The sequence below is a fragment of the Saccharopolyspora sp. NPDC003752 genome (genome assembly GCF_053605825.1).
In genome coordinates this window covers 1-25,607 of the sequence record NZ_JBSGJZ010000014.1, presented here as the reverse complement: position 1 = coordinate 25,607, position 25,607 = coordinate 1, and the positions used below count along the sequence as shown (strand labels likewise).

The following is a 25,607-nucleotide window of genomic DNA, read 5'->3' as shown; positions in this document are numbered from 1 at the left end:
GCGGTGACGACCTGTTCGACAGCGTGCTCATCGAGCCACCACAGGGGGAATCCGGTCACCTCGACCCGAGGAGCACCATGGAAGAACAGATCCAGCGGGACCCGGAGCACGGCGTATCCGTCGAAGCGCCGGGGACCGTCCACCAGCGCGGCGCGGCCAACCCGGGGTTGCGCCGCCTCTTTTTCAGCACGCCGTTCGCCGCTGCCTGCCCGCAGCTGAGCTTCGCGACAGTCAACTACTTCGCTGCGCTCCAGGTCCAGGCCATGGACGACGCGGACAAGGCCACGAAGCTCGCCCTGGTGCACATCGTCATCGCGATCGCCTCCGTCGTGGCCCAACCGGTCATCGGCGTGCTGTCCGACCGCACCCGCACCAGGCTCGGCGCCCGCACGCCGTACCTCGTCGTCGGGGCATTGATCGGTTGCGCCGGACTGATCGCTGCCGGACTGTCCCCCACGGTCGGGGTGCTGATCGCCGCCGCGACCATTTCGCACGTCGGCTTCAACATCTTCGGCGGTCCGTTCACCGCGATCCAGCCGGACCGGGTGCCGGTGGAGCGGCGCGGGCGCTACTCCTCGCTCGCCGCGGTGGGCACCATCGGCGCCGGAATCCTCGGCCCGGTGATCGGCGCGAGCTTCGCCACCCGGATTCCGCTCGGCTACACGGTGGTCGCCATCGGGATCCTGGTCGCCGCGCTGGCTTTCGTGCTGATCAACCCCGACGGAGACAACCGCGGGCAGCCGCGACCAGCGTTCTCGCTGAAGACCTTCGCCCGATCGTTCTGGGTCAACCCGGTCCGCCACCCGGACTTCGCCTGGGTGTTCCTCGGCCGCTTCCTGATCATCGCCGGCTCCATGCTGACGCACACCTACCAGCTGTACATCCTGCAGGACTACATCGGCCTCGACGTCCACGCGGCCGCCAAGCTCACCCCGGTCATCGCCATCGTGGCCGTGCCCGCGTTTCTAGTGGCCATCGCCATTGCCGGTCCGCTGTCCGACCGGATCGGCCGCCGCAAGCCGGTGGTCGTGGCCAGCGGGCTGATCGTCGCGGCGTCCGCGCTGATCCCGCTGGCTTGGCCCACCGTGCCCGGCATGTTCTGCACTGCCGTCGCGACCAGCATCGGGTACGGCGCGTTCTTGTCCGTCGACCAGGCCCTGGCGACCGAGGTGCTGCCGAACACCGCCGACGCGGCCAAGGACCTCGGCGTCATCAACATCGCGGCCACGCTGCCGAACACCTTCGTCCCGGCACTCGCCGCGCTGATCATCAACACCTTCGGCAGCTACGCCGCTCTCTACCCGGCGTTCGCGCTGATCGCCGCGTTGGGGGCGCTAGCCGTCCTGCCCGTGAAGAACACCCGTTGACGGAGAAAGCCCGAATGCGATGAACCTACCCGATCAGGACGCCACCGCGCCGAGCTGCTGCGCGCCCTCCAGAACCTCCCAGGTCACGCCAGAGGTGGCCGTCGTTCCCGAACCGGCCGGGCCCCCCGACACCACCGGGATGGTTGCGCTGCCCGGTGGCGAGTTCTCGATGGGCAACGACAGCCAGGAGGGCTATGCCGGCGACGGCGAGGGCCCGGTGCGACCGGTGCGCTTGTCCCCGTTCCTGATCGATGCCTGCGCGGTCAGCAACGACGAATTCGCCCGTTTCGCCACCGAAACCGGCTACCGCACCGAAGCCGAACGACTGGGCTGGTCCTACGTGTTCGCCGGGTTCCTGCCCGCCGCGCTGCGCCGCGATTCCCCGCGGCTGGAACGCACCCCGTGGTGGTGCGGGGTTACCGGCGCGCGCTGGGACCAGCCGGAAGGCCCTGGCAGCGACCTCGACGGCCGCGGTCGGCACCCGGTCGTCCACGTGTCCTGGAACGACGCGCACGCCTACGCCCGGTGGGCAGGCAAACGCCTCCCCACCGAGGCGGAGTGGGAGTACGCCGCACGCGGTGGACTGGTCGGCGCCCGCTATCCGTGGGGCGACGAACTCGACCCGGACGGGCAGCACCGGTGCAACATCTGGCGGGGCAGCTTCCCCGCCAAGAACACCGCCGCTGACGGCTTTCGCGGCACCGCGCCGGTGGATGCCTTCGCGCCCAACGGATTCGGCCTGCACAACATGTGCGGCAACGTCTGGGAATGGTGCGCGGACTGGTGGCACACCGCGCACCAGGCCGCACCGTCCACCGACCCGACCGGCCCCACCACCGGCAGCCACAAGGTCATTCGCGGCGGTTCCCACATGTGCCACGAGTCGTACTGCTTCCGCTACCGGGTAGCCGCCCGTTCGGCAAACACCCCGGACAGTTCCACCGGCCACGCCGGATTCCGCTGCGCCGCGGACAAAAACCCCGTTTCCCAGTGAGCCTCTTTCATGCTGGTCGGCCCGCAGCCGCGGGTCGCAAAGGTGCACGTCGATGAGGTGTCGCATGCGCCGCAGGCGCATACCCCACCTACGACACCCGCACCGCCACTCGAATCGAGGTTGAAAAACCCAGTAGAAAGGTGAATGCCTGTGAAGGCGATCATGGTGATGTTCGACAGCCTCAACCGGCGGATGCTGCCGCCGTACGGCTGCGATTGGACGCACGCACCGAACTTCGCCCGCCTGGCCGAGCGCGCGGTCACCTTCGACAACGCCTACGCGGGGTCGTTGCCGTGCATGCCGGCCCGCCGGGAAATCCACACCGGGCGGTACAACTTCCTGCACCGCAGCTGGGGTCCGCTGGAACCGTTCGACGACTCGATGCCGGAGTTGCTGAACCGGCACGGCGTGCACACCCACCTGGCCAGCGACCACCACCACTACCTGGAGGACGGCGGGGCCACGTACCACACCCGCTACAGCACCTGGGAGTACTTCCGCGGCCAGGAAGGCGACCCGTGGAAGGGGCAGATCACCCCGCCGGAGATCCCGGACGACCTCAAGACCTTGCGGCGACCGCCCTACATCCAGGACTGGGTGAACCGGCAGCACATGACCACCGAGGACAAGCACCCGCAGAAGCAGACGTTCGACGCCGGGCTGGAGTTCATCCGCACCAACGCCGAGGCCGACCGGTGGTTCGTCCAGATCGAGACGTTCGACCCGCACGAACCCTTCTTCAGCCACCAGAACTACAAGGACCTCTACCCGCACGACTACGACGGTCCGCACTTCGACTGGCCGGACTACAAGCAGGTCACCGAAACCCCCGAGCAGGTGCAGCACGCGCGGTACGAGTACGCCGCGCTGCTGTCGATGTGCGACCGCTCGCTGGGCCGGGTGCTCGACATGATGGACGAGCTGGACCTGTGGGACGACACCATGCTGATCGTCAACACCGACCACGGTTTCCTGCTCGGCGAGCACGGCTATTGGGGAAAGTCGGTGCTGCCCTGGTACAACGACCTGGTCCACCTGCCGCTGTTCGCCTGGGACCCGCGAGTCGGCGCGGCGGGCGAGCGGCGGCAGGCGCTGGTGCAGACGATCGACCTGGCGCCGACGCTGCTGGAGTACTTCGGCGTCGACCGCCCGGCCGACGTGCAGGGCGCTCCGCTGCCGCTCGCCGATGACGCGCCGATTCACGACGGTGCCCTGTTCGGCATGTTCGGCGGGCACGTCAACGTGACCGACGGCCGCTACGTCTACATGCGAGCGTGCGCCACGTCGGCCAACAGGCCTCTGCAGGAACACACCCTGATGCCCACCCACATGCGCGGCCGGTTCAGCCCGCAGGAGCTGGCCGATGTTGAGCTCGCGGGTCCGTTCGGCTTCACCAAAGGTGTGCGCACCCTGCGCATGCCGGGGCACAACCTGTTCAACCCGCACATCCACGGCACCCTGCTGTTCGACCTGGCCACCGATCCCGACCAGAAGAAGCCGATCGTCGACGACGAGGTGGAGCTGCGGATGGCGGAGCTGCTGGTCGAGCTCATGCGCGCCAACGAAGCGCCGGAAAGCCAGTTCGAGCGCCTTGGACTGCCGGTGGACGGGCCGGTCGAGGCCGAGCACCTGCTGGTGCGGGCACAACGGGAACGGGCCGAGATCGGGGTCGAACCGCTGCCGCCGTTGGCGGACTTCCCGACCGGCCGGTGGTCGGTGCGCACGCCGCTGAAGCAGCTGGTGGACGATCCGGCCGCGGCCGAAGTGCTGCGTCGGCACCTACCCCAGGTCACCAGCACGGAGTTCCTGCAGATGCTGGGCACGGTGGGGTTGTACGACTTCGCCGCCTTCGCCGCCGGCTTGGTGCCGACCCCGGTGCTGCAGCAGATCGGCACCGAACTAGCTGCGCTGTGAGCGAATGCTGACGGGGTGCCGTGGTTTCGGCGAACCACGGCACCCCGTCACATCGGGACTCGCCCGCACTACTCGTTCTCGGCGTTGGCGGTGGCGATGAGCCCGTCGATCATCTCGGCGGCGCCTTCGGAACCCAGTTGCGGGCCGAACAAACCGAGCCGGCCGACCGGGAACGATTCCAGCATCTTGGTTTCGTCCACGCCTTCCGGCATGACCGACGAGAGACCTTCTACACCGGCCATCATCTGGGCCATCGCCGACCGCATGATCGGGCCGACGACGGGGTGCGCGAAGACCTCGCCGAGCGTGGAAGTGCGCGACAGCGGCAGCATCACGTCGTCACCGGCGATCTCGACGGACGCCGTCGAGCGGATGTCGCGGCTGGAGGCGGCGACGTCCACTGTGTACGAACCGCCTTCGACGACCCAGCGGTCGACGCGGATGTCCCAGTACGCCAGGTCTTTCCGCCGCACCACGAGCGTCACCTCGCGCGACTCGCCCGCCTCCAGTGCGACCGACGCGAAGGCCTTGAGCTCGCGCACCGGCCGCTGCACCTCAGTGCCCGGCAGCGAGGTGTAGACCTGCACGACCTCGCGCCCGGCACGGTCACCGACGTTGGTCACCGTGACGGTCACGTCGACGTCGCCGTCGGCGTTCACGGCAGCCGAGGCGCCCCCGTAGGCGAACTCCGCGTACGACAGCCCGTGGCCGAAGGGGAATGCGACGTCCATGCGGCGAGCGTCGTACCAGCGGTAGCCGACGAACAGTCCTTCCCCGTACCGGACGTGCGAGAAATCGCCGGGGAAGTCGAGGTACGCGGGGGTGTCCTCCAGCCGGAGCGGGATGGTCTCGGTGAGCTTCGCCGACGGGTTCACCTCGCCGAACAGCACATCGGCCGTCGCGCCACCACCGGCCTGGCCGAGCAGCCACGCCTCGAGGATCGCCGGCACCTTCTCGGCGAAGGGCAGTGCCACGACGCCTCCGTTGGAGAGCACGACCACCGTGCGCGGGTTGGCCGCGAGCACCGCGTCGAGCAGGGCGAGCTGCTCGGCGGGCAGGTCGATGTCCTCGCGGTCGTAGCCCTCCGACTCCAGACGTGCGGGCAGCCCCAGGAACACGACCGCGGTATCGGCAGCGGACGCGGCGGCGACGGCCTCTTCGCGCAGCGCCGCGATTTCGCCGGCCGATACGTCGAGAGCGAGGCTGAATCCCTTCGCATACGTCACGTCGCTCGTCGCGAGCGCGCGGATCTCGTCCAGCGCATTGTCGAGACGCGTCGGATTGATCAACGACGATCCGGCGCCCTGGTAGCGCGGCTCGGCTGCGAACGCGCCGATGACGGCGAGCGACTCGTCCTTCGCGAGCGGGAGCAGATCGCCGTCGTTCTTCAGCAGCACGATCGACCGGCCCGCGGCCTCGCGCGCGAGCGCGTGATGCGCATCGACGTCGAGCGGGCCCGCGACCGCACCCGCACCGGCCTGGGCCTTGCGCACGAGGTCGAGCACGCGCCCTCCCGCGGTGTCCAGGACCGACTCGTCCAGCGTTCCGTCCTTCACCGCCGCCACGATCTGGGCGTCGGTGATGCCGTTCGACGACGGCATTTCGAGGTCCATGCCGGCCGCCAGGCCCGGGACACGTTCGTTGACCGCACCCCAGTCCGAAACGACCAGCCCCTCGAAGCCCCACTCGTTGCGCAGCACCTGCGTGAGCAGCCACGGGTCTTCCGAGGCGTACACGCCGTTGATGCGGTTGTACGAGCACATGACCGTCCACGGCTGGGCGTCCTCGACCACGCGCTGGAAGCCGCGCAGGTAGATCTCGCGCAACGGTCGCGCGTCGACGTCGGAGCTCGCCCGCATCCGGTCGTGTTCCTGGTTGTTCGCGGCGAAGTGCTTGAGCGAGGTGCCCACTCCCTTCGACTGGATGCCGCGCACCATCGCCGCGCCGAGCACACCGGCGACGACAGGATCCTCGGACAGGTACTCGAAGTTGCGGCCGCACAACGGCGAACGCTTGATGTTGACGCCCGGACCGAGCAGCACCGCGACGTCCTCGATCGAGGTCTCGGTGCCGAGTGCCTCGCCGACGCGCTGCACGAGCTCGGCGTCCCACGACGAACCGAGCCCCACCGCAGGCGGGAAGCACGTGGCCGGCACGCTGTCACCGAGACCGAGGTGGTCACCGCCCGCGCGCTGCTTGCGCAGACCGTGCGGGCCGTCGGTGACCATGATCGACGGGATACCCACCCGCTCGGCCGCCTGCGTGTGCCAGAAGTCCGCGCCGCTGGTCAGCGATGCCTTCTCCTCGAGCGTGAGATCGGCGACCGAGTCGGGCAACCCCGTCACGGGTGCGGTGCTGTCTGCCATCATTTCCTCTTCCGTATCCGTGTTTTCCGCTGAGTCATGACACGTCTGGCGGGTACCGGGCACCGCTGTGCAGTCGAAATTCGGGGACGGCCTTTCGGGCTCAGCGGACGGTTCGGATGAACTGGTTCACGATGGCGCCGATGATCGAGATGATGGCGCCGCCGACGAACAGTGCGGTGTAGTTGCTCGTCCCGCCGCCGATCATCAGGAACAGCGGCGCTGTGACCGGCACGAGCGTCTGCGGGAGCACGTTCGCGAGGTGGAGCACGGCCATGTCCTTGGCGACGTCGTCGCGGGAGGGCAGCACCTCCACCATCAGGGCCTGGTCGACGGCCAAGTAGACGCCGATCGCGAGTCCTGCGACCACGGCGGAGATGACGAACACGTTGAAGGTCGGCGCGAGGGCGGCGACGACGTGCGCGATCGAGATGATGACCGCCGACATGAGCACGAAGAGCTTGCGGCGGCCCAACCGGTCGGAGACGCGACCGAGCAGGATGCTGGTGGGAACGGCCGTGATCGCGTTGATCAGGGTGAGCAGCAGCACCGCCGGGCCGACGTTCGCCTGTGTGTAGCCGAACCGGTCGAGCAGGAAGTACAGCTGGTAGTTCGCCAGCGTCATGTTGCCGAAGAAGACCAGCAGGCGGGAGACCCAGGCCAGTGCGAAGTCGGGGGCCTCGCGCGGGCTCGTCCAGAACGCCTTGAGGAAGGTCAGCAGGCTGAACGACGGCACGTCCTCGCGCCTGAGACGCCGGTCTTTCAGGACGAACAGGAACACCGTCCCGAAGACCAGCAGGAAGACCCCGGGGATGAGGATGGCGGTCGTCAGGTCGGGCAGGAACAGTTGCGCCAGGAAGGCGCCGCCGACGCCGGCGAGCACCTGGGTGATGCCGATCAGGCCGGAGACGCTGCCTAGCTGCCGCCTCGGCACCTGGTCGGGGAGGACCGGGTTGAGCCCGGCGAGCAGGATGTTGAAGGTCAACTGGGTCAGCGCCCAGGCGAACACGAGCAGCGGGATGTTGCCGGCCGCAGCGAGCAGCAGCAGGCTGGCCGCGCCGGCGATCATGCCGCCGAAGATCCACGGCTTGCGCATCCCGAACCGGCTGGTGGTGCGGTCGCTGAGCGCACCGAACACGTTCTGCGCGACGAGGGCCACGAATGCACCGACCCCGAGCACGAGAGAAAGGCTGGTCGCCTTCCCGCCAGGATCGATCTGGTTCACCTTGAGGGCCAGCGTGATGCCGGTCGCCGGCAGCAGCGCGGTCCAGGCTCCGAGGAAGGCCAAGAACAGCGACGTCTGAAAGCCGGCCGATACGGGCTTGTCCGGGCGCTGCCCGGGTTCGGCAGCGCCGACGGGCCGGGCACGCTCGTCGAGCGGCGCTTGCACTGGCTGGGAGGAGCTTTGGTGGTCCACGACGGCGTGGCCTTTCTCCGGCGTCGTCCTCGAGGGGACGAGGAGCAACCGCATATATACCGAGTACTCGGTAAGTAACGCAACGGTCGGCGGCGATACGATCCAGGTATGACCGATGCCGCTCCCACTGCTCGCCCGAGGCCACGCGCGCGACGCACCTCACCCGAACAGCGCCGAGCCCAGATCATCGAGGCGGCCGTCGCCGTCTTCGGCCAGCAGGGCTACCGGCAGGGTTCGCTCAAGACCGTCGCCGACGAGGTCGGCCTGACCATCCAGGGCCTGCTGCACTACTTCCCCACCAAGGAAGAGCTCCTCCTCGCGGCGCTGGAGCACCGCAACGGGCTCATGCAGCGCGCACTCGAAGAAGAAGCGCTGACGGACGGCGGACTCGCGGCTTGCCGGTCCATACTGCGGCGAAACCTGGAAAACCCCGGATTCATGCGGCTTTTCGTCACACTCTCCGCAGAAGCAACCGATCCCGACCATCCCGCACACGAGTACTTCATCCGTCGCTACAAGACCGTGCACGCCAGGTTCGCGCAGCACGTGCGGGCAGACGCGGCGAAGGGCCTGCTCGTCGAGGACGTTGATCCGGACGCCGCCGCCGCGAAGCTGATCGCGCTGATGGACGGGCTCCAGCTCCAGTTCCTCTTCCGGCCCGAGATGGACTTGCTCGACGCGTTCGAGCAGGCCATCGCCCCGCTGCAAGCCCAGGCATAGCGCGTCCCGCTACCGCTCTGCTATATCTACCGAGTACTCGGTAAATATAGGAGGTGCGGCGTGCGCACTGCCCCAGAACGGCCGAACGTTCTCTGGATCGTCGCGGAGGACTGCCCGCCCTGGTATGGCTGCTACGGCGACCCGAGGGCATCGACCCCGGCCATCGACGCCCTCGCCGCCCGCGGTGTGCTCTACGAACGCGCCTACTCCCCCGCCCCGGTGTGCGCACCATCGCGCTTCGCCCTGCTGACCGGTGTCGCGCCCGAGAGCCACTCCCCCGCCGACCGGATGCGCGCCGCCGCGGCTCGCCCGGACTGGATGGCAACTTGCCCGGAGCTCTTCCGCAGCGCTGGCTACTACTGCACCAACAACGCGAAGACCGACTACAACCTCGACGTCGACGCGAACGCCGTCTGGGACGAGTCGTCCCGCACCGCGCACTGGCGGGACCGGCCCGCCGAGTCGCCGTTCTTCGCCGTGTTCAACTACGACCCGACGCACGAGTCGTCGATCTTCGACGAGAACTCCAGCCTCGCTCGGGCTATCGCGCAGCTCGTTGGGAAGCCGAACCCCGAGCCGCCGGGTCCGACCGTGCCGCCCGAAGCGATCCGCGTCCCGCGCTACCTGCCGGACACCCCCGAGGTGCGCGCGGACTTCGTCCGCTACTACTCCATCGTCGCCCGGCTGGACGCGTTCGTCGCCAACTTGCTCGACCAGCTGGCCGAGGACGACCTCATCGAGAACACCGTCGTGCTCCTCACCTCGGACCACGGCGGCGTCACCCCGAGGAGCAAGCGGTACCTCTACGAAGAAGGCCTGCACGTGCCGCTCCTGGTGTCCGCACCGCCGCACTTGGCCGAGCGCCTGACGGCCGCCGGATCCCGGCACCCCGACCCGGTCTCGACGCTGGCCATCCCCCCGACCCTGCTCGAACTCGCGGGCCTACCGGTCCCCGATCAGATGCGGGAGCCCGCGCTCACGGCGCCGACTGCCCCAGCGCTCGCGTTCGGCGAACGCGGCCGGATGGACGAGCGCTTCAGCCTCGTTCGCACGGTCCGCAGCCGCCGCTTCCGCTACCTGCGCAATTACACGCCGCACCGCCCGGTGATCCAGCACCAGGCCTTCGCCTGGAACGCGGCCGGCTTCCGCTCGTGGGAGCAGGAGCACACCGCCGGGCGGCTGACACCCGAGCAGGAGCGCTGGTGGCTGCCCGCCGACCCGGTCGAGCTCTACGACGTGGATGCCGACCCGGATGAGGTCGAGAACCTGGCCGGACGCCCCGAGTTCGCCGCGGTCGAGGCCGAACTGCGGGAAGCACTGCGCGAACGCATCCTCGCCGGCAACGACAACGGCTTCCTGCCGGAGGACTCGCCCCTCCTGGGCTGGGACGCGACCCGCGAGCCCGGCGCCTACCCCTTGGACCGGATCCTGTCCCTCGCCGACCGAGGGCTGGACCGCGACTCCGCTGCGCTCCCGGACTTCCTGACCGCCCTGACCGACGACGACGCGACCGTTCGCCGCTGGGCCGCTATCGGCATCCTCTGGCTCGCGCCCGCCGCTCCCGGCGCAGCAGCCGGACTGCGCATCGCGCTCACCGATTCCGAGCCGTCCGTCGTCGTCCCCGCCGCGGAAGCGTTTGCCCGGATCGCCGGCGACGAAGACGCGTACGCCGCTCTCGCCCGCGTCGCCGCTTTGGAAAGCGCACCGTGGGCGCGCCTCGAGGCGATCAACGCTCTCACCCACCTCGACCTCGACCGGGTGCGCCCGTACCGCGCTGTTATCGACGCGGCGGCCGAGTCGGGAGGCGAGTACCTCGGCAACGCCGGGCGCTACCTCCGGCTGCAGCTCGACGGCGAGTACACACCGGACGCACCAGTGTTCGACCCCACGCCACTCCTGGCCGCCATTCCACGCTGAAATCCGTCCACTGAGGATTTGCCATCCCCGTTTCGCGTGCAACGGTCATCGCCTCGTCCAGCCAGAAACCGCCGGGGACACCGTCATCCAGGTAGAGCGTGACCAGGATGGCGATCCGGTCGCCGACGGCGTTCACCGCGCCCACGATGCGCAGTGCCAGCCGGACTCGGTTGGCCAGGCTGCCGCCGTCGGACGGATACTGCTACGAGAACAGCGCCTTGTTCGCGGCCGTGCTGGAAAGGCTCGGCTTCGGTGTCATCGGCATGGGCGGGCGGATCTCCATCGGCCCGGACAACGGGCCGCTGCCCGCCACGCACGCGGTGCTGCGCGTGACCACCGCCGAGGACGATCGAGCCTGGCTCTGCGACGTCGGCTTCGGCTCGGGCCCGGCGGAACCGGTCGAGCTGACCCCGAGCGATGGCGAACTCACCATCGGCGGATGGCGGTTCCGGCTCGAACTCGGCGCGGACGAACTCGGCGCGCAGGTGGGGGCGCTGCACCACTTCTCCCGCAACGGCTGGCTGAACCGGCGCACGTTCACGATGACCCCGCAGTACCGGATCGACTACGAGGTCGGCAGCCACTACGTGTCGACGTCCTCCCATTCGCCGTTCACCACGCGACCCATCGCCCAGAAATTCCACCCGGAGGTCCACCACCTGCTCGACGGCGTCACCTTGAACACCCAGTATCCGGACGGAACCGGTGAAACCCGCGGCGTGGACCGAGCCGACCTGCCGGAGATCCTGTCCGAGACCTTCGACATCGACCTCGACGATGCGGACGCGACGCGGCTCGTCGAGCAGCCGTGGCCAGCGGACCAACGCCCTTGACCCGGTGCCGCCGGGCCGGGCGCGCCGGCACTCCCGCCTGGAGGTCAGGCCCGTGAGCGGTTCGGGGTGCTATAGCGCCCCGAACCGCTCACGGTCCGATGTGGACGTGGGTGGACCAGTAGAGCGACGGTCACCGCGCCTCCGTTTCCACGGGCAGCTCGGCGAGTTGCCATTCGAGCATCCCGTCGGTGAGCCTTCGGGCGTTGCGGCCGTGGGCGGTCAGCAGACGCACGGCATCGTGGGCGAGCACGCAGTAGCTGCCGCGGCAGTAGGCGACGATCTCTTGATCGGCCGGGATGTCGCCGAGTTTGTCGGCCAGTTCGTCCACCGGGATCGACACCGCGCCCGGGATGTGCCCGGCTTCGTACTCCTCGCTCGGACGCACGTCGAGCACGACCACGTCGCCGAGCTGGGCCCGGCGGAGCAGCTCCTCGCGGCTGACGTGCTCGGCATCATCGGGGCCGAGGTAGGCGGCGCGGGCCGCTTCCACGTCGGGCAGGTGAGCATGAGCGACGGTGCGCACCAGCGCGTACAGGGCTGCGACGTCCGTGCCGGCGAGGCGGTAGTAGATCTTGGTGCCTTCCCGGCGGGTGGCGACCAGGTTCGCCTGCTTGAGGGTCTGCAGGTGCGCGGAGGCGGTGGTCATCCCCAGCTGCGCCGCGCGCGCCAACGCTTCGACCGTGCGCTCGCCCTGGGCGAGCAGGTCGAGCAGCTCCAGCCGCTTCCCGCTGGCCAGTGCCTTGCCGACGCGGGCGAACTGATCGAACAGGGCCGTCTTCGCGTCTCGATCACCCATCGGTACTCCAATCTTCCGTGGAATAGTGTATAACAAGGTCAGGGCGATGAAGCACTGCCTGGGAGAGGTACCGCGATGAGCACGGTGGAGTTGGTTCCGCTCGTCGATGTGAGCCTGGACCTGCGGGGCGTGCGTCGGGCCGCACAGCGGCGCGGCCTGACGCTGGCGTTCGCCGCCGGACACCTGCCCGGTGCCACCCACATCGAACTCGGCACGCTCGCCGATCATGCTGAGGCACTGCCCGCCTCGCCGACCGTGGTGATGTGCGGGCACGGCGAGCGGGCGATGGGAGGGGCCAGCCTCCTGGAACGGGCCGGGCACCGCGATCTGGCGGTTCTGCAGGGCGGCCCGGAGGACTGGGGCGAGGTCACCGGCCGGTCGCTGGAGGTCTGAGCATGAGCACCACCGGCTTGCGGCTGGGCCTGCGCGCCAACCTCGCGCAGTTCAGCCTGCTCGTGGCGGTCAACGCCCTGGTGGGCGGGATGGTGGGCCAAGAGCAGACCGTGCTCCCGCTCCTGGCAAAGCAGGAATTCCACCTGGTCGGCTACACCTTCCTGCTGACCTACGTGCTCGTGTTCGGACTCAGCAAAGCTGCGACGAATTACTTCGCCGGCACCTTGTCCGACCGCTTCGGCCGCAAACCCGTCCTGGTCGCCGGGTGGTTGATCGCGATCCCCGTGCCCCTGGTGCTGATCTGGGCACCAGACTGGGCCTGGATCGTGGCCGCGAACTTCCTCCTGGGCATCAACCAGGGCTTGACCTGGTCGACGACCGTGATCATGAAGGTCGATCTCGTCGGTCCCCGGCAACGAGGGCTGGCCATGGGCTTCAACGAAGCCGCCGGATACGGGGCAGTCGCCATCACCTCCGCACTCGCGGGCCATCTCGCCGAGCAATACGGGCTCCGCCCCACACCGTTCCTGCTCGGGGCGTTCTACGTCGCGCTCGGCCTCGGCCTCTCGGCCCTGGCAGTTCGCGAAACCCGCGATCACGCCCACCTGGAAGCCGCCCAGCACGCCACCACCAGCCCCACCACGGGGCACACCAACCTGACCAACCGGCAGGTCTTCGCCCGCACCACGTTCACCGACCCGGCCCTGTCCTCGGCCAGCCAGGCCGGCCTGGTCAACAACCTCAACTTCGGCCTGTCCTGGGGGCTGTTCCCGCTGCTATTCGCCAGCGCCGGCTTGGCCGTGGACCGCGTCGGACTCCTGGTAGCCCTCTACCCCGCGGTCTGGGGAATCGGGCAACTCGCCACCGGAGCACTGTCCGACCGATGGGGCCGCAAACACCTCATCGCCACCGGCATGCTCACCCAAGCAGCCGCGCTGGCCCTCATCGCCGCAGCCAACAGCTTCCCCGCGTGGGCGATCGCCGCTGTCCTGCTGGGGGCCGGCACCGCGATGGTCTACCCGACACTGCTGGCGGCCGTCGGCGACGTCGCCCACCCCAGCTGGCGAGCCCGCGCCGTCGGTGTCTACCGACTCTGGCGCGACAGCGGCTACGCCGCCGGAGCCGTCCTCGGCGGCATCGTCGCCGACCTCTGGGACCTGCGCGCCGCCGTCTGGGCCGCCGCCGTCCTCAGCCTCGCCTCCGCGGTCAGCATCGCGATCCGCATGTACGAAACCCACCCCCGAACCCACCGCGCTGCCGAGGACACCCCATGAACATCCCCGCCGGACTCCACGACAACCCGATCTACCTGGACTACAACGCCACCACAGCCATCGACCCCCGCGTAGCCGAGGCGTGCCGGCCGTACTTGACCGAGCACTTCGGCACCCCCTCCAGCGGCCACCACTACGGCCGCAGCGCCCGCGCGGCTGCTCGACACCACGCCCGAGGAGATCGTGTTCGTGCGGCTGGAACAACTGCGCGACATGCTCCACGATGAGCTCGACCAGCGACTCCCCTGCCGCGTGCACCTCAACGGCCACCCGGCACAACGCCTGCCCAACACCCTCAACATCAGCATCGACGGCACGCAGGGCAATCAGATCCTCGCAGCCACACCCGAGCTGGCCGCATAGGCCGCAAGGCAGGTGCGGTCGGCTGGGTTGGGGGTTGGTGCGGTGGCGGGTTCGCTCGTCGATTCCGCCAGACCCCGGGGAATCACCGTGCGGCGCAGCGGTTTCCGTCGGTGGCACGGGTGATGCTGCCCGCCGCGTCATAGCCGTAGCCGGTGGTGATGCGTTCGGTGGCCGACTTCATCGCTGCCGCCGAGGAGGCCATCTTCCGCAAGCACACCATGCGGCGTGCGTGCCAAGCGCGGCTGACGCCGTTCAGGGCCCCTCCACGCGCAAGCGCTCGATCTCGGCCTTCCACTCGGCGACCGGCAGACCAACGATCGACGCACGCTCCGCCAGCCTGATCGCGTGCCCGAGGATCTCCACGAGCTCGCGCGCGTCGCGCGGATCTCGCGTCACCGCGAATGCCTGCCGCGCATGGCCGGCCATCTCCACCAGCAGTGGGGCCGCGTCGGCAGAGTCGCCCGAATTCAGCTTCTCCTCCGCGTGCAGCCCCAGCATGAAGGCAAGCCGGCTGTGATTGGCCGAGTCGTACGGGTGCCTCTCCGCCTGACGCCTGCGGACCTCCATGACCCGCTCACCCCAGACCTGCGCTTGGTCGTACCGCCGAATGCTCGCCATGAGCTCGGCCTTGCCGAAGTAAGCCTCGCAGACCAGCTCGGCGTCATCAGGGCCCGGCTCCGCGCCGTCCAGCACGAACGGCGAGATGCGGTCGATGGCCTTGGACAACTCCGTGTCCGCAGCCGCAACGTCTCCGCGGTTGCGGAAAATTTTGGCGTCGAGCAACGCGACACGAGCGGCATCGCGAAGGTCGGCCTCGTCGTACACCGCCCCTGCACGCAGCCGTCCTTCACGTGCGCCGCGCTCTTCCTCGCCATGTCGCGGGCGTCCGCGAACAGGCGGGTAGCACCCGAGCAGAACCTCGCGCTCCACCGGGCTTTCGCGCATGGACAAGTAGCCGGAGCCGAGCAACAGCCGCTCCAGCGCGTCATGGCCGGTCTTGAACAGCCGCAGATGCATGTGCTGATGACGGGCCTCGCCGGGCAGCGTCGCCGTGATCTCGATGTCGAGGTCGGTCTTCTCCGAATCGACCAATTCACTGGCACGTCGCGCTTGATCGTGCAGGACTACCTGGAAGCACGCCCGGTTCCCCGCCAGCTCGGCCAGGGCCGGGAGCTCGAAGTTCCGGCGCAGGTTGAGTCCTCCGGGCGTCCAGTCGGCCCCGTCGAACTCGAGGTGAAACTGGGCCGGGTCACCCGCGAAGGCCGGCGCCCTGATCGCCTGGCTGAGCGGCGCGACGCGTTCCATCCAGCGCATTTTCCCGTCAACCTCGGCCTGGCCGGTGCGGAAGTCACGGCGCGAAGGCTGCTCGAACGCCAACTCGGCCGGCCAGGTCGCAGCGTCCTCCCGAAAGTGCGCGAAGAAGAAGGACATCGGCGGGGTGAAGAGGTTGTCCTGCTCCACGACGAACCGGATCTCCAGTGTCTGTGACGCCGGGATAGCCCACGGATTCAGCGCGATGCCGACCTTCCGGATCGGCTCCGTGCGGAACCGCCTGAGCTGCTCGGCGATGTCCCGCATCGCCTCCGACGCGGCGAGCACCTGCTCACGCCCGGCGAGCATCCGGCGGAAGGCTTCGTCGATTTCCCGGCCGGACGCGGCCTCGTTGCCGAGGACCGCCCGGAGGATCTGCAGACCCACGTGCTCGGTGTCGATGCCGTCCTCCGCGTCGATGCACACCAGTCCGTCGAGCCGGTCAGGAAGATCGCACGGACGGAGGAGGATCGGTAACAGCCGCTGCCCACCCGCGATCGCCTCATCCAGTTCGAGCCGTACCCACTTCGAGGCAACCGACGACGGGGACAGCAGCACGCAGATCAGGTCGGCCCGATGAAGCGCGTCGACGAGTTCGGCATGCAACCGCCCTGCGGGATTGATGTCGAAGACGTCGAGCCAGACCTCGCAGCCGCGCCCAGCGAGCAGGCTGCGAAGCGCAAGAGCGTCGGCACGGTCGTGCGAGGCATATGAGACGAAAACCGTCGGGTGCTGGGGCACCGAGGCAGTGTTGCGCACCTTGCACCGCCACGTCCACGACGGATCGGCAAGCGCCCTCGGTCGGTGAGCGCGAAACAGGTTTCAGCGCCGCCCGGAGCTGATCTCCGGTCACGCGTTGGGGGCGAGTTCGGTTGGTAGGGTGCGAAAATGACCGTTGCTCGGGGGCGGCTCGGCAGTCAAGAGTTGGCAAGTGTCGTGCGAGCGGCGTTCGGCTCGCGCGAGTTGGTCTCGGTGGAACGACTGCGCGGCGGCTCGAAAAAGGGCGTCTATCGGCTGATGCCGGACGACCGCACGACAAGCATCGCCTATGTGTGGAGCGCCGATGAGGACTACTGGCCGGACGCAGCGCCGCAGGACCACAACGACCCGTTCGGTCATGCTACTGGCCTCGGGCTGTTCGAGGCCGCTCACGCCGCGCTCTCCGCTACCGGAGTCCGAGTCCCCCAGGTGATCATGCTGGACAGCAGCAAGAGGCTCCTCGCCGGTGACGTGGCCGTGGTGGAGGACGTACGCGGTGGCACGCTCGAAGCCCTGTGGGAACACGACCCGCACCGTGCTCAACACGTGCTGGCTCGTCTCGGTGATGTCGTCCGGACGATGCACCACACTCAACGTGATCAATACGGCCGCTTGGGCGCCGACCGGCCCGGTGGCACCGACCCGGTGGAACACGTCGTGCTGCGCCGTGCGCTGGACCACCTCGCCCAAGCCGCCGCTCGCGTCGAGGCGATCGCGGCCGTCGAACGTCGCCTCGCGGATCTTCTTGACGAGCGACACGCTGCCGTGGCAACACGCGCAGAATACGGGTTGATCCATGGCGAGCTGGGCGCCGACCACGTCCTCATCGATGATCACGACCAGCCGGTGCTCATCGATATCGAGAGTGCGATGCTCTTCGACATCGAATGAGGTTTTTCCAACCTCGATTTGCGTGGCGGTGCGGGTAGCGGAACCTCAGAGGCTCCCTGGACTGTGGGTGCCCCTCCTGATGTATGTCCAATACACGGCGGAGGGGCCGTCCTCGCCAGGAAGCCTCTGAGAACCCGCGGCGGTGCCGGCGTCGTAGGTGGGCTATGCGCCTGCGGCGCATGCGACACCTCATCGACGTGTGGCTTTGCGACCCGCGGCTGCGGACCGACCAGGATGAAAAAGGCTCAATGGGAGCACGTCTTTCTGGAATTGCGCTTCGGCGACAACTATCACCATCTCCGCGGTGACGACCTGGACGACGACCGCATGCGGTTCTATCGCCTTGCCATGTACTTGTCACTCGTGGCAGGCCCCTTGAGGTTGCTCGACGGTGACTTCCCGCATCGAGCGGCAATGCTCGGCATCGTGGAGCAGAACATCGGTCGCACGTTGGGTCAGCTTTCCTGAGATCATCAGAGTCCGGACCCGTAGTGCGCGACCAGTTCCCGAGACCCGGACTGCTCGGTCAGCAGCGTGCATCCGCGGAGTTCGCACGGAAGAGTCGCGGCCGCTACCGAGGCCCGTGTTCGGGGCCGTGTGGACTGCTCCATGATCTTGCTAACTGGGCTGGGTGGGGAGAGTGCCGGTGGCGGCGAACTCCAGGCGTCGGGCCACGGAGACCGCCTGATCGGCAAAGCGCTCGTAGAACCGGGCCAGCAACGCCACGTTCACCGCCGCGGGGATCCCGTGCGGCCAGTCCCCATCGGTAACGGTCTCGAGAATTCTCGCGTGCAGGGCGTCGACGGCGTCGTCGGTGTGGTTGAGCTCGGCGAACCGGCCTTCCGCACTGCCGGTGACGAGGTCGCAGAGTGCTCGCACATGCGCACGTCGAGTTCTCCCATTTCCCTGAACTGATCTTCCAAGTCCGGTGGCACGACCCTGGCCGGATGGTTGCGGCGAACGAGTTTCGCGATGTTGACGGCGAGACCACCCATCCGCTCGACCTTCACCGCGCAGTAGAGCGCGGCCAGAACGGTGCGCAGGTCGCTGGCCACTGGTGTCTGCAGGGCCAGCAGCGACTGGGCGAGCCCTTCGCAGGCCTTGCCCGCTTGGTCCAACGTGGCATCCTCCTCGATCACCTGCTCGGCGAGTCCCACATCGCCGTTGAGCAGGGCCGCGGTGGCGCGCCGCATGGTGTCGGCGGCGAGCTCGCACATGCCGGACAGCTGATTTCCCAGCTGTATTAGCTCATTGTGAAAAGCTTCCCGCACGCGATTCAGCGTAAGCCTGGGGTGAGATGCCCGCGATGTGCGGAGGGCTACCGAAAGCGGCGGTCCTGCCAAGCTCGCGTGGGTGGAAGGGCCACCAGTGGGCTGCGCGGTTGGCCCGTCAGTCCACCGACAACGGACGACGACCCGCCCCGCGGGCAGGCCCCACGTCCGATCGGCCGCGTTTCTACCGCCACCACGACCGGGTAGCCGAAAACAGGCTTCCGCATGCGAACGGGAGGGATCAGTGATGGCGACCCGCCATGTGGCTCCGCACCCGGACGGTGGCTGGCAGGTGACCGATCCGGTCGGGCGTGACTCGCCGACGCGCACCACCACCCAGGACGAAGCGGTCTCGACGGCACACGAGCAACTACTCGTCCGCGACGGCGGCGGCGAACTGGTCATCCACGGATTCCTTGGCAGAGGTCGTCCCTCTCAGGAGGCGACAGGCTTCGATGGCCCAGGAACTAAAATCTTCCCAACGTTCTGCCGCGTCCAGACGGTCAGAATCGAGGACGTCGCACGATCGCTACCCCACACGGAGGTGGGCGAGCTGGTGGACACGCTCTCCTCCGACTGACAGGCAGAAGTACGCGGCACGAAACGCGGGCTGTGTGCGCCGACGTCAGCAACGCTCGATTGTACGAGAGACCTTGCGGCCGCCCCGCGAATGTTGGTCGAACGAGAGCGAGACACGTTCCAGACGCCGAGCGATGAACGTTGGTGGACGGAGTTGGAAGGCCGGGCCAAGGTCGAAGCCATAGATGGCGACACCGGATTTTGGAATGATGGCAACGCGCTGGAGGCCGCTCTGCGCGAGAAACCGCCCCGGGTTCCGCCGCACTTCGGCTACGACGCGCTCGGGTCAGAACTCTTCGAGGAGATCACCGAGCTACCGGACTACTACCTGACCCGCGTGGAAGACGGTTTGCTGCAGCGGCATGCCGGGGCGATCGCGGACGAGCTCGGAACACCGTGGGTCGCCGAACTGGGCAGCGGCAGCGCCAAGAAGACACGAGTACTGCTCGCCGCGTGCGCTGCTCGGCGTCGAACGACGTTCCTTCCCATCGATGTCAGCCGCGAAATGCTCGTCTCCAGCGGTGACGCGCTGGCCGCCGATTGCCGCGAGGTGACCGTGCGCGGGTTGTGGGGCCGGTACGAAGCGGGGCTTCGCTGGATCCGCCGGCAACGTCGCGCGCCGGTCACGATGATGTTCTTGGGGAGCACGTTGGGAAACGCGACCGTCGCAGAACGCCACGCGCTGCTCGCGGAGATCGAGCGCACACTCGCACCTGGCGACCGCTTTCTCGTTTCGGCAGACCTGGTCAAACCCAAGCACGTCCTCGAAACCTGCTACAACGATCCGCCGGGCGGCTCCGCGTTCGTGCGGTTCCGCCTGAACCACCTGGCCCACCTCAACCGTCGCTTCGACGGTGATTTCCTGCTAGACCGCTTCCAGGCGCGGGCCCATTACAACGAGCACACCCGCACGGTCGAAGGCCACCTCTACGCCACCGCGGAGCACGTGGCGGAACTGCGAGCACTGGACATCCGGCTGAAGTTCCGGGCAGGCGATTCGATCAACGTCGGATTCTCCGCGAAGTTCGAACCCGGGCGCTTCATCGATGAGATGCGCGCCTTCGGCCTCGTCCCCCGCACTCATTGGGTGGACGAGCGCTGGCAGTACGGCCTCTTCCTCTTCTGCCGTCGCTGAAGGCCAGCGTCACCGGAAACATCCAGGGGCCCATGTTTCGACCGCCGGACAAGGGGTATCAGGGCGGAGTGCCCCTCATCCGGCCTCCCGGCGTCTACCGGGTAGCTCACGACACTTCGCTGCTGGCGGATGTCATGCACCAAGGCGGGTACGCCCGCGGACGGCGCGTGCTGGACGTTGGCTGCGGTACAGGTGCGCTCGCCCTTGAGGCGGCCCGGGCCGGGGCGGCATCGGTCATGGCGGTCGACCTATCTCTGCGGTCCGCAGTCGCAACGTGGCTCAACGCCCGGGCCCATCGAGCCTCGGTCGATGTTCGTCGCGGTGACCTCTTCGAGCCGGTGCGGGGCGAACGGTTCGATCTCGTGCTGGCCAATCCGCCCTACATGCCCGCGCCCACATCGATGCTCCCCCGCCACCGGATTGCTCGCTGCTGGGACGCCGGCATCGACGGCAGGCAAGTCCTCGACCGGATCTGTTCGGGGTCTGCCAAAGCGCTCAGGAGCGGCGGCACGGTCTTGATCGTGCAATCCGAGGTGTGCGACGAGCGCGCGACCCTGAAGCGCCTGGAGGGAGTCGGCATTCGGTCACAGGTGATCGCGCGATCGATCGTGCCGTTCGGCCCGGTGATGCGAACTCGTGCCGAGCTTCTCGAATCTCGTGGTCTGTTGAAGTCAGGCCGCCGCGACGAGGAACTCGTCGTCGTGGAGGGTTGCCGTGGCTGACCGCTCTCCCACCCGCATCGAGATCACCGGCGAGGGGCCCGTGCTCATCCACGACCCGGTCGAAATGATCATGCCAGACGGACGTCGCGTGTGTTCCGAACGTGCGGTGACCGCCCTGTGCACGTGCCGCCGGAGTCGCCGCTACCCGATGTGCGACACCAGCCACCGCCGCTGCGCCCCAAACCGCCGGAGGAAGACCGATGACGACCAGAACGGGACCTCCAGAGATGATCGGCAGCACTGAGGAAGCAGAGTTACCGTCCCCACGTGGCCCGCTGTCATCCGCAGTCCTCGAAACGCTCCGCGGCAACCCGGCCCCGCCTGCGCCCCCGAACGAGACCGACCCCTACGGGCAAGACCTGCAACTCGCCCTCTACTGCCTTTACGAACTGCACTACCGCGGCTTCCGCAGTGTCGAACCGGAGCGGGAATGGGACCCCACGCTGTTGGTGCTCCGCCACGGGCTTGAACGAGTGTTCCTGACCGCCCTGCGCGATGACGTCCCGGCCGGCGATGACGTGGAGGCCGAACTGCGAAGGGTCCTCGTCGAGCCCGCCGATGCGTGGGGGGTCACGCACCACCTCCGCCGCGACGGGCAGTTGTGGCAGTTGCGCGAGTACGTAGCGCACCGGTCGCTGTACCACCTCAAGGAAGCGGACCCACAGGCCTGGGTGATCCCCCGGCTCTCCGGGGCGGCCAAATCCGCTTTCGTCACGATCGAACACGACGAATACGGTGCCGGTAACCCCGAACGCATGCATTCCCACCTGTTCGCCAGGATGATGCGCGCTCTCGGCTTGGACGACCGGTACGGGGCCTACCTCGATTCCGCCCCGGCGGAAGCGCTCGCCGAAGTCAACCTGATGTCGATGTGCGGGCTGCACCGCGGTCTTCGAGGCGCGTTGCTGGGGCAGTTCGCCACCGTCGAGCTCACCTCCTCGCCCGGTTCCGACCGGCTCGTCCAGGCGATGCGACGGCTCGGCTGCGGCCCGGACGCCATCGAGTTCTACGCCGAGCACGTCGAAGCCGACGCTGTCCACGAACAACTGGTGAGGCGGAGCGTCCTCACCCCCCTGCTGGCAGCCGAGCCAGAACTCGCCTCCGATGTCGTGTTCGGCATCCGCGCCAGCACCCACCTGGGCAGCAAACTCGAAACGCTGCTGCTCGACCGATGGGCCAACGACGAGCGTTCTCTCCTGCCCCCGGCCGACCAGCAACCGCCGTAGCCGTAGTCGGCACTCGACGAGCGCAGAAGCGCCGTAACTCCCCGTCAGGGAGCTGAACTGGGCGATGGTTGGTGAGTTTCGGACCTCGCTCCGGTCGGGTCGACTACTGCCGTGCGCTACGCCTCACCTGCGCGCGAGGCCTTCAGCCGGCCCCGCGCGAGGGATACCGTGGTGGCAGCCGTCCCGAGCAGCGAGGAAGCGAGACCCCGACTTGTCCTCGGCCCTTGCCCCGATGATCACGGCCACCGCCCGCTGGCTGACCACCGCCTACCCCGCGTCCAGCGGAGGCGCCTTCAGCCGCGCGCTGGTGGAGGCCCAGGCCGTGCAGGCCGTAACCGTGGCTGCCCTGCTTCGCTATCCGACCACCGTGGATGCCGACCTCGTCCTGATCGCCGGCCCCGGCGGGGCGGGCCGCCTGGACGCGCTGGTCGGCGGCGTTGCAACGGCGCACGACGACGCGGACCAGGCGTGGCGGACCTGGGTCGACGAGGTGGTCGCCAGCTGGGCCGCCTGCCTGCTCGGGGACCTTGCACTGGCCGCGGCGGCGGTCGACGTGCTGGTCGACCGCCACCGCTCCGCCTCGCCGGACCAGTTCCGCCGCCTCACCGGCCCTGGCGACCGGGAACTGGGCGCTGCGACCCTCCTCCGCCACCCGGACCTGCTGGCCCCAGTGGCGGACCTGCACCGCGGCGTGCTCCTCGAAGCGTTGGACGTCGACACCTCCAACGCCGCCTGAACGGCAGCCGCCGCAGCCGCGATCAACGATTCCGACCGGACAGTGCGTCCCTCATCCGGTCGATCATCCCGACGCCCGGGTCCAGGATCATGTTGGCCGGCGGGCGGTCCGGCGCCGAGGGGTGCGGCCTGGTCGGGGCGGTCTTCTTCGCCGCCTGGATCTTCTTCCCGAGGTCCATCAGCTCGTCGGCGTTGCAAGCCTGCTCCAAGCGTGGGAAGAGGTCTCGCTCCTCCTCCTCGACGTGCTGGCGGATGTCGCGGATCAACTGCGCCATCAGGTCGTCGAACCCGGCGTCGGCGACGTCCATGCTCTCCAACCGCTTCATCACCTCTTCGGCCTCGGCGTGCTCGGCGATCTCCTTGTCGGCCACCTCGTCACCGTTCGGCAGCGTTTCCCGCGCCGTGGGGTAGAGGTACTGCTCCTCCGCCACCGAGTGCCGCACCAGTTCCGTGATGATGTGATCCACGAGTTCGCGGCGCTGTTCGTCGGACAGACCACCGCGCTCGTAGTCGGCGAACGCCTGCTCCACCTCGCGATGATCCGTCACCAAAACGTCGACCATGCCCCCGGAATGCCTCGTTGCGCGCGTCATCGTGCAGTCCTTCCAAGAGAAATCGGTCGTTGTCCTCCTCTCGTCCTTCCCCCGCAGCCGGTCTCTAAACGGAGTTCGATGCGCCGGACCGGTCGGCGCGCGAGAACGCGTTGCTATGCCCGTGCCGCGCGGCCGGTGCCGCGCCATTGCAGGCCTGCCCGCCGGAGAACGCCAGGGGTGAGCTGGTTGCGAGTGTCGATCAGCTCCGACTGCTCGGCGAGTTCCGCCGGCCGCGACCAGTCCAGGTCGCCGAACTCCGGCCAGTCCGTGCGGCGCCGAGCACGGCCTTCCCCAGCGGGGAACATGTCATTCCGACGTCATCGCCTGCGCACATCGGTAGGGGTACCCGCCCGGGTTTCGGTCAACGCACCCGGAGACTCGCGAGCACGACTCCCGCGGCCGCTGCGTGAGGTCGCTCCGCAGCGGGCACCCTCGTACTAGCTCGGTACCGGAAGGCCGGGGGTGCCCGATGTTCGAGAGGTTCACCGACCGCGCGAGGCAGGTGATCGTCCTAGCCCAGGAAGAGGCCCGGACGCTCGACCACAACTGCATCGGCACCGAGCACATCCTCCTGGGATTGGTCGACCAGGGCGATCCCGTCGTCGCCGAGGCGTTGGAGTCGCTCGGGATCACGCTCGATGGCGTGCGCCGCCAGGTGGAACACCTCTTCGGCCGGGGGCACATCGCGCCCAGCGGGCACATCCCGTTCACGGTGCAGGCGAAGGAGGTGCTGGAGCTGTCGCTTCGGGAAGCGCGGCGCCGCGGCCACGACCGCATCGATGCCGAGCACATCCTGCTCGGGTTGATCGACGAGGGCGAATGCCCAGCGGCCCGGGTGCTCGTCAGCCTCGGCGCAGACCTCGACCGGGTTCGCCGGCAGGTCGAGAGTCTTCTCGACCGCAACCAGCCCGATGCCGCGCCGGACCACCCCGGTGAAGGGCCGCAGCTCCCCGCCCGGCTCAACGACTACGGGCGCAACCTGACGCAGAGCGCCCGCGAGGGCAAGCTCGACCCGGTGATCGGCCGGGAGAAGGAGATCGAGCGGGTCATGCAGGTCCTCTGCCGGCGCACCAAGAACAACCCGGTGCTCATCGGCGAGGCAGGCGTCGGCAAGACGGCGGTCGTGGAGGGGCTGGCGCAGAAGATCGTCGCGGGCGAGGTGCCGGAAACGCTGACGGACAAGCAGCTCTACATCCTGGACCTGGGTTCGCTGGTCGCCGGCGCGCGGTACCGCGGCGACTTCGAAGAACGCCTGAAGAAGGTGCTCAAGGAGATCGAGACCCGCGGCGACATCATCCTGTTCATCGACGAGATCCACACGCTCGTCGGCGCCGGTGCGGCGGAGGGCTCGATCGACGCGTCCGGCATGCTCAAACCGATGCTGGCGCGCGGCGAGGTGCAGACGATCGGCACGACGACCATTGCGGACTACCGCAAGCACATGGAGAAGGACCCGGCCCTGGATCGCCGCTTCCAGCCGATCCAGGTCGACGAACCATCGGTGGCTCAGACCGTGGCCATCCTCAAGGGATTGCGCTCGCGCTACGAGGATCACCACCAGGTGTCCATCATGGACACCGCTCTCGTGGCGGCGGCGAGCCTGGCGGATCGCTACCTCAACGACCGCTTCCTGCCGGACAAGGCCGTGGATCTCATCGACGAAGCGGCCGCCCGCCTGCGCGTGCGCGCCGGGGCCGCGAACCAGGTCGATGACGAGCAGATCGCCGAGGTGCTGGCGAACTGGACGGGCATCCCGGTGTTCAAGCTCACCGAGGAGGAGACGACCCGCCTGCTGCGCATGGAGGACGAGCTCCACAAGCGGATCATCGGCCAGGACGACGCGGTCAAGGCCGTGTCGCAGGCGATCCGCCGCACCCGCGCGGGCCTGAAGGACCCGAAGCGGCCGTCGGGGTCGTTCATCTTCGCCGGGCCGTCGGGAGTCGGCAAGACCGAGCTGTCGAAGGCGCTGGCGGAGTTCCTGTTCGGGGACGACGACGCGCTGGTGCAGATCGACATGGGCGAGTTCCACGACCG

27 protein-coding genes are annotated in these 25,607 nt (G+C 68.4%); 18 read left to right on the top strand and 9 right to left on the bottom strand.

The features are described from left to right. The first annotated feature begins 77 nt into the window (after positions 1-77). From ACWEV3_RS19670 to ACWEV3_RS19660, 3 genes are all read left to right on the top strand, one after another. Positions 78-1,367, top strand: a complete 1,290-nt coding sequence (locus ACWEV3_RS19670) for an MFS transporter (RefSeq protein ID WP_452615262.1) — start codon at positions 78-80, stop codon at positions 1,365-1,367. A gap of 19 nt (positions 1,368-1,386) precedes the next feature. Further along, entirely contained in the window at positions 1,387-2,361 is a 975-nt protein-coding gene (locus ACWEV3_RS19665) for a formylglycine-generating enzyme family protein (protein ID WP_452615261.1), read from the top strand. Between the two features lie 144 nt (positions 2,362-2,505). Next, positions 2,506-4,275 carry a sulfatase gene (locus ACWEV3_RS19660; RefSeq protein ID WP_452615260.1) on the top strand — a complete coding sequence of 590 codons (1,770 nt, stop codon included), beginning with the start codon at positions 2,506-2,508 and terminating at the stop codon, positions 4,273-4,275. Between the two features lie 68 nt (positions 4,276-4,343). Here ACWEV3_RS19660 and ACWEV3_RS19655 read toward each other — a convergent pair whose 3' ends face one another. Together ACWEV3_RS19655 and ACWEV3_RS19650 are read right to left on the bottom strand one after the other, a co-directional pair. Further along, positions 4,344-6,641 carry a glycoside hydrolase family 3 C-terminal domain-containing protein gene (locus ACWEV3_RS19655; RefSeq protein ID WP_452615259.1) on the bottom strand — a complete coding sequence of 766 codons (2,298 nt, stop codon included), beginning with the start codon at positions 6,639-6,641 and terminating at the stop codon, positions 4,344-4,346. A gap of 100 nt (positions 6,642-6,741) precedes the next feature. Continuing rightward, the gene (locus ACWEV3_RS19650; protein ID WP_452615258.1) at positions 6,742-8,028 is read right to left on the bottom strand and encodes an MFS transporter; all 1,287 of its coding nucleotides are present in this window, start codon (positions 8,026-8,028) and stop codon (positions 6,742-6,744) included. A gap of 135 nt (positions 8,029-8,163) precedes the next feature. On the opposite strand from ACWEV3_RS19650, the gene ACWEV3_RS19645 reads away from it, so the two are divergent. The 3 genes from ACWEV3_RS19645 to ACWEV3_RS19635 all read left to right on the top strand — a co-directional run bounded on the left by ACWEV3_RS19645 (position 8,164) and on the right by ACWEV3_RS19635 (position 11,525). Further along, positions 8,164-8,775, top strand: coding sequence for a TetR/AcrR family transcriptional regulator (locus ACWEV3_RS19645; protein WP_452615257.1), 612 nt, complete (start codon positions 8,164-8,166; stop codon positions 8,773-8,775). 60 nt (positions 8,776-8,835) lie between these two features. Then, positions 8,836-10,692, top strand: a complete 1,857-nt coding sequence (locus ACWEV3_RS19640) for a sulfatase family protein (RefSeq protein ID WP_452615256.1) — start codon at positions 8,836-8,838, stop codon at positions 10,690-10,692. Between the two features lie 107 nt (positions 10,693-10,799). After that, positions 10,800-11,525: an arylamine N-acetyltransferase family protein gene (locus tag ACWEV3_RS19635; protein WP_452615255.1), complete on the top strand. Its 726-nt coding sequence runs from the start codon at positions 10,800-10,802 to the stop codon at positions 11,523-11,525. A 130-nt stretch (positions 11,526-11,655) separates the two neighbouring features. Here ACWEV3_RS19635 and ACWEV3_RS19630 read toward each other — a convergent pair whose 3' ends face one another. Then, the gene (locus ACWEV3_RS19630) at positions 11,656-12,321 is read right to left on the bottom strand and encodes an ArsR/SmtB family transcription factor (RefSeq protein ID WP_452615254.1); all 666 of its coding nucleotides are present in this window, start codon (positions 12,319-12,321) and stop codon (positions 11,656-11,658) included. A gap of 75 nt (positions 12,322-12,396) precedes the next feature. Here ACWEV3_RS19630 and ACWEV3_RS19625 point away from each other — a divergent pair, with 75 nt between their 5' ends. From ACWEV3_RS19625 to ACWEV3_RS19615, 3 genes are all read left to right on the top strand, one after another. Further along, on the top strand, positions 12,397-12,714 hold the full coding sequence (locus ACWEV3_RS19625) for a rhodanese-like domain-containing protein (RefSeq protein ID WP_452615253.1): 318 nt from the start codon (positions 12,397-12,399) through the stop codon (positions 12,712-12,714). A gap of 2 nt (positions 12,715-12,716) precedes the next feature. Then, positions 12,717-13,988 (top strand): MFS transporter, encoded by a 1,272-nt coding sequence (locus ACWEV3_RS19620; protein ID WP_452615252.1) that lies wholly within the window; start codon positions 12,717-12,719, stop codon positions 13,986-13,988. Between the two features lie 183 nt (positions 13,989-14,171). After that, entirely contained in the window at positions 14,172-14,351 is a 180-nt protein-coding gene (locus ACWEV3_RS19615) for a hypothetical protein (RefSeq protein ID WP_452615251.1), read from the top strand. A gap of 82 nt (positions 14,352-14,433) precedes the next feature. Here the strand turns inward: ACWEV3_RS19615 and ACWEV3_RS19610 are convergent, their stop codons facing one another. Beyond that, positions 14,434-14,571 carry a hypothetical protein gene (locus ACWEV3_RS19610; protein WP_452615250.1) on the bottom strand — a complete coding sequence of 46 codons (138 nt, stop codon included), beginning with the start codon at positions 14,569-14,571 and terminating at the stop codon, positions 14,434-14,436. A gap of 32 nt (positions 14,572-14,603) precedes the next feature. Beyond that, a complete protein-coding gene (locus ACWEV3_RS19605; protein ID WP_452615249.1) occupies positions 14,604-16,421 on the bottom strand; it encodes a TIR domain-containing protein in 1,818 nt (605 codons plus the stop codon). 129 nt (positions 16,422-16,550) lie between these two features. On the opposite strand from ACWEV3_RS19605, the gene ACWEV3_RS19600 reads away from it, so the two are divergent. After that, entirely contained in the window at positions 16,551-17,312 is a 762-nt protein-coding gene (locus ACWEV3_RS19600; RefSeq protein ID WP_452615248.1) for a phosphotransferase family protein, read from the top strand. A 234-nt stretch (positions 17,313-17,546) separates the two neighbouring features. Next, a complete protein-coding gene (locus ACWEV3_RS19595; protein WP_452615247.1) occupies positions 17,547-17,780 on the top strand; it encodes a hypothetical protein in 234 nt (77 codons plus the stop codon). A 150-nt stretch (positions 17,781-17,930) separates the two neighbouring features. Here the strand turns inward: ACWEV3_RS19595 and ACWEV3_RS19590 are convergent, their stop codons facing one another. Next, on the bottom strand, positions 17,931-18,095 hold the full coding sequence (locus tag ACWEV3_RS19590; RefSeq protein WP_452615429.1) for a hypothetical protein: 165 nt from the start codon (positions 18,093-18,095) through the stop codon (positions 17,931-17,933). Then, on the bottom strand, positions 18,041-18,583 hold the full coding sequence (locus ACWEV3_RS19585; protein ID WP_452615246.1) for a phosphate signaling complex PhoU family protein: 543 nt from the start codon (positions 18,581-18,583) through the stop codon (positions 18,041-18,043). Before ACWEV3_RS19585 ends, ACWEV3_RS19590 begins: the two co-directional genes overlap by 55 nt. Before the next feature lie 247 nt (positions 18,584-18,830). Here ACWEV3_RS19585 and ACWEV3_RS19580 point away from each other — a divergent pair, with 247 nt between their 5' ends. The 6 genes from ACWEV3_RS19580 to ACWEV3_RS19555 all read left to right on the top strand — a co-directional run bounded on the left by ACWEV3_RS19580 (position 18,831) and on the right by ACWEV3_RS19555 (position 22,981). Then, positions 18,831-19,163, top strand: a complete 333-nt coding sequence (locus tag ACWEV3_RS19580; protein ID WP_452615245.1) for a DUF2188 domain-containing protein — start codon at positions 18,831-18,833, stop codon at positions 19,161-19,163. Between the two features lie 90 nt (positions 19,164-19,253). Then, positions 19,254-20,297, top strand: a complete 1,044-nt coding sequence (locus tag ACWEV3_RS19575) for an L-histidine N(alpha)-methyltransferase (RefSeq protein WP_452615244.1) — start codon at positions 19,254-19,256, stop codon at positions 20,295-20,297. A gap of 32 nt (positions 20,298-20,329) precedes the next feature. Beyond that, positions 20,330-21,019, top strand: a complete 690-nt coding sequence (locus tag ACWEV3_RS19570) for a HemK2/MTQ2 family protein methyltransferase (protein WP_452615243.1) — start codon at positions 20,330-20,332, stop codon at positions 21,017-21,019. Positions 21,020-21,083: 64 nt separating this feature from the next. Then, positions 21,084-21,263: a CDGSH iron-sulfur domain-containing protein gene (locus ACWEV3_RS19565; protein ID WP_452615428.1), complete on the top strand. Its 180-nt coding sequence runs from the start codon at positions 21,084-21,086 to the stop codon at positions 21,261-21,263. Continuing rightward, positions 21,220-22,245, top strand: coding sequence for an iron-containing redox enzyme family protein (locus ACWEV3_RS19560; protein ID WP_452615242.1), 1,026 nt, complete (start codon positions 21,220-21,222; stop codon positions 22,243-22,245). Before ACWEV3_RS19565 ends, ACWEV3_RS19560 begins: the two co-directional genes overlap by 44 nt. Positions 22,246-22,477: 232 nt before the next feature. Further along, entirely contained in the window at positions 22,478-22,981 is a 504-nt protein-coding gene (locus ACWEV3_RS19555; RefSeq protein ID WP_452615241.1) for a hypothetical protein, read from the top strand. A gap of 22 nt (positions 22,982-23,003) precedes the next feature. Here ACWEV3_RS19555 and ACWEV3_RS19550 read toward each other — a convergent pair whose 3' ends face one another. Next, a complete protein-coding gene (locus ACWEV3_RS19550) occupies positions 23,004-23,573 on the bottom strand; it encodes a hemerythrin domain-containing protein (RefSeq protein ID WP_452615240.1) in 570 nt (189 codons plus the stop codon). Positions 23,574-23,686: 113 nt separating this feature from the next. Continuing rightward, positions 23,687-23,878 (bottom strand): hypothetical protein, encoded by a 192-nt coding sequence (locus tag ACWEV3_RS19545; protein ID WP_452615239.1) that lies wholly within the window; start codon positions 23,876-23,878, stop codon positions 23,687-23,689. Between the two features lie 164 nt (positions 23,879-24,042). On the opposite strand from ACWEV3_RS19545, the gene ACWEV3_RS19540 reads away from it, so the two are divergent. Beyond that, positions 24,043-25,607, top strand: a 1,565-nt coding sequence (locus ACWEV3_RS19540; RefSeq protein ID WP_452615238.1) for an ATP-dependent Clp protease ATP-binding subunit, incomplete at its 3' end; no start/stop codon positions are given.

Coding starts and splice junctions, on each gene's coding strand:
- ACWEV3_RS19670 (WP_452615262.1), top strand. CDS start 78: ATGGAAGAACAGATCCAGCGGGACCCGGAGCACGGCGTATCCGTCGAA.
- ACWEV3_RS19665 (WP_452615261.1), top strand. CDS start 1,387: ATGAACCTACCCGATCAGGACGCCACCGCGCCGAGCTGCTGCGCGCCC.
- ACWEV3_RS19660 (WP_452615260.1), top strand. CDS start 2,506: ATGCCTGTGAAGGCGATCATGGTGATGTTCGACAGCCTCAACCGGCGG.
- ACWEV3_RS19655 (WP_452615259.1), bottom strand. CDS start 6,641: ATGGCAGACAGCACCGCACCCGTGACGGGGTTGCCCGACTCGGTCGCC.
- ACWEV3_RS19645 (WP_452615257.1), top strand. CDS start 8,164: ATGACCGATGCCGCTCCCACTGCTCGCCCGAGGCCACGCGCGCGACGC.
- ACWEV3_RS19635 (WP_452615255.1), top strand. CDS start 10,800: ATGGCGATCCGGTCGCCGACGGCGTTCACCGCGCCCACGATGCGCAGT.
- ACWEV3_RS19630 (WP_452615254.1), bottom strand. CDS start 12,321: ATGGGTGATCGAGACGCGAAGACGGCCCTGTTCGATCAGTTCGCCCGC.
- ACWEV3_RS19625 (WP_452615253.1), top strand. CDS start 12,397: ATGAGCACGGTGGAGTTGGTTCCGCTCGTCGATGTGAGCCTGGACCTG.
- ACWEV3_RS19620 (WP_452615252.1), top strand. CDS start 12,717: ATGAGCACCACCGGCTTGCGGCTGGGCCTGCGCGCCAACCTCGCGCAG.
- ACWEV3_RS19610 (WP_452615250.1), bottom strand. CDS start 14,571: ATGGTGTGCTTGCGGAAGATGGCCTCCTCGGCGGCAGCGATGAAGTCG.
- ACWEV3_RS19600 (WP_452615248.1), top strand. CDS start 16,551: ATGACCGTTGCTCGGGGGCGGCTCGGCAGTCAAGAGTTGGCAAGTGTC.
- ACWEV3_RS19595 (WP_452615247.1), top strand. CDS start 17,547: ATGAAAAAGGCTCAATGGGAGCACGTCTTTCTGGAATTGCGCTTCGGC.
- ACWEV3_RS19580 (WP_452615245.1), top strand. CDS start 18,831: ATGGCGACCCGCCATGTGGCTCCGCACCCGGACGGTGGCTGGCAGGTG.
- ACWEV3_RS19575 (WP_452615244.1), top strand. CDS start 19,254: ATGTTGGTCGAACGAGAGCGAGACACGTTCCAGACGCCGAGCGATGAA.
- ACWEV3_RS19570 (WP_452615243.1), top strand. CDS start 20,330: ATGTTTCGACCGCCGGACAAGGGGTATCAGGGCGGAGTGCCCCTCATC.
- ACWEV3_RS19565 (WP_452615428.1), top strand. CDS start 21,084: ATGATCATGCCAGACGGACGTCGCGTGTGTTCCGAACGTGCGGTGACC.
- ACWEV3_RS19560 (WP_452615242.1), top strand. CDS start 21,220: ATGACGACCAGAACGGGACCTCCAGAGATGATCGGCAGCACTGAGGAA.
- ACWEV3_RS19555 (WP_452615241.1), top strand. CDS start 22,478: ATGATCACGGCCACCGCCCGCTGGCTGACCACCGCCTACCCCGCGTCC.
- ACWEV3_RS19550 (WP_452615240.1), bottom strand. CDS start 23,573: ATGACGCGCGCAACGAGGCATTCCGGGGGCATGGTCGACGTTTTGGTG.
- ACWEV3_RS19545 (WP_452615239.1), bottom strand. CDS start 23,878: ATGTTCCCCGCTGGGGAAGGCCGTGCTCGGCGCCGCACGGACTGGCCG.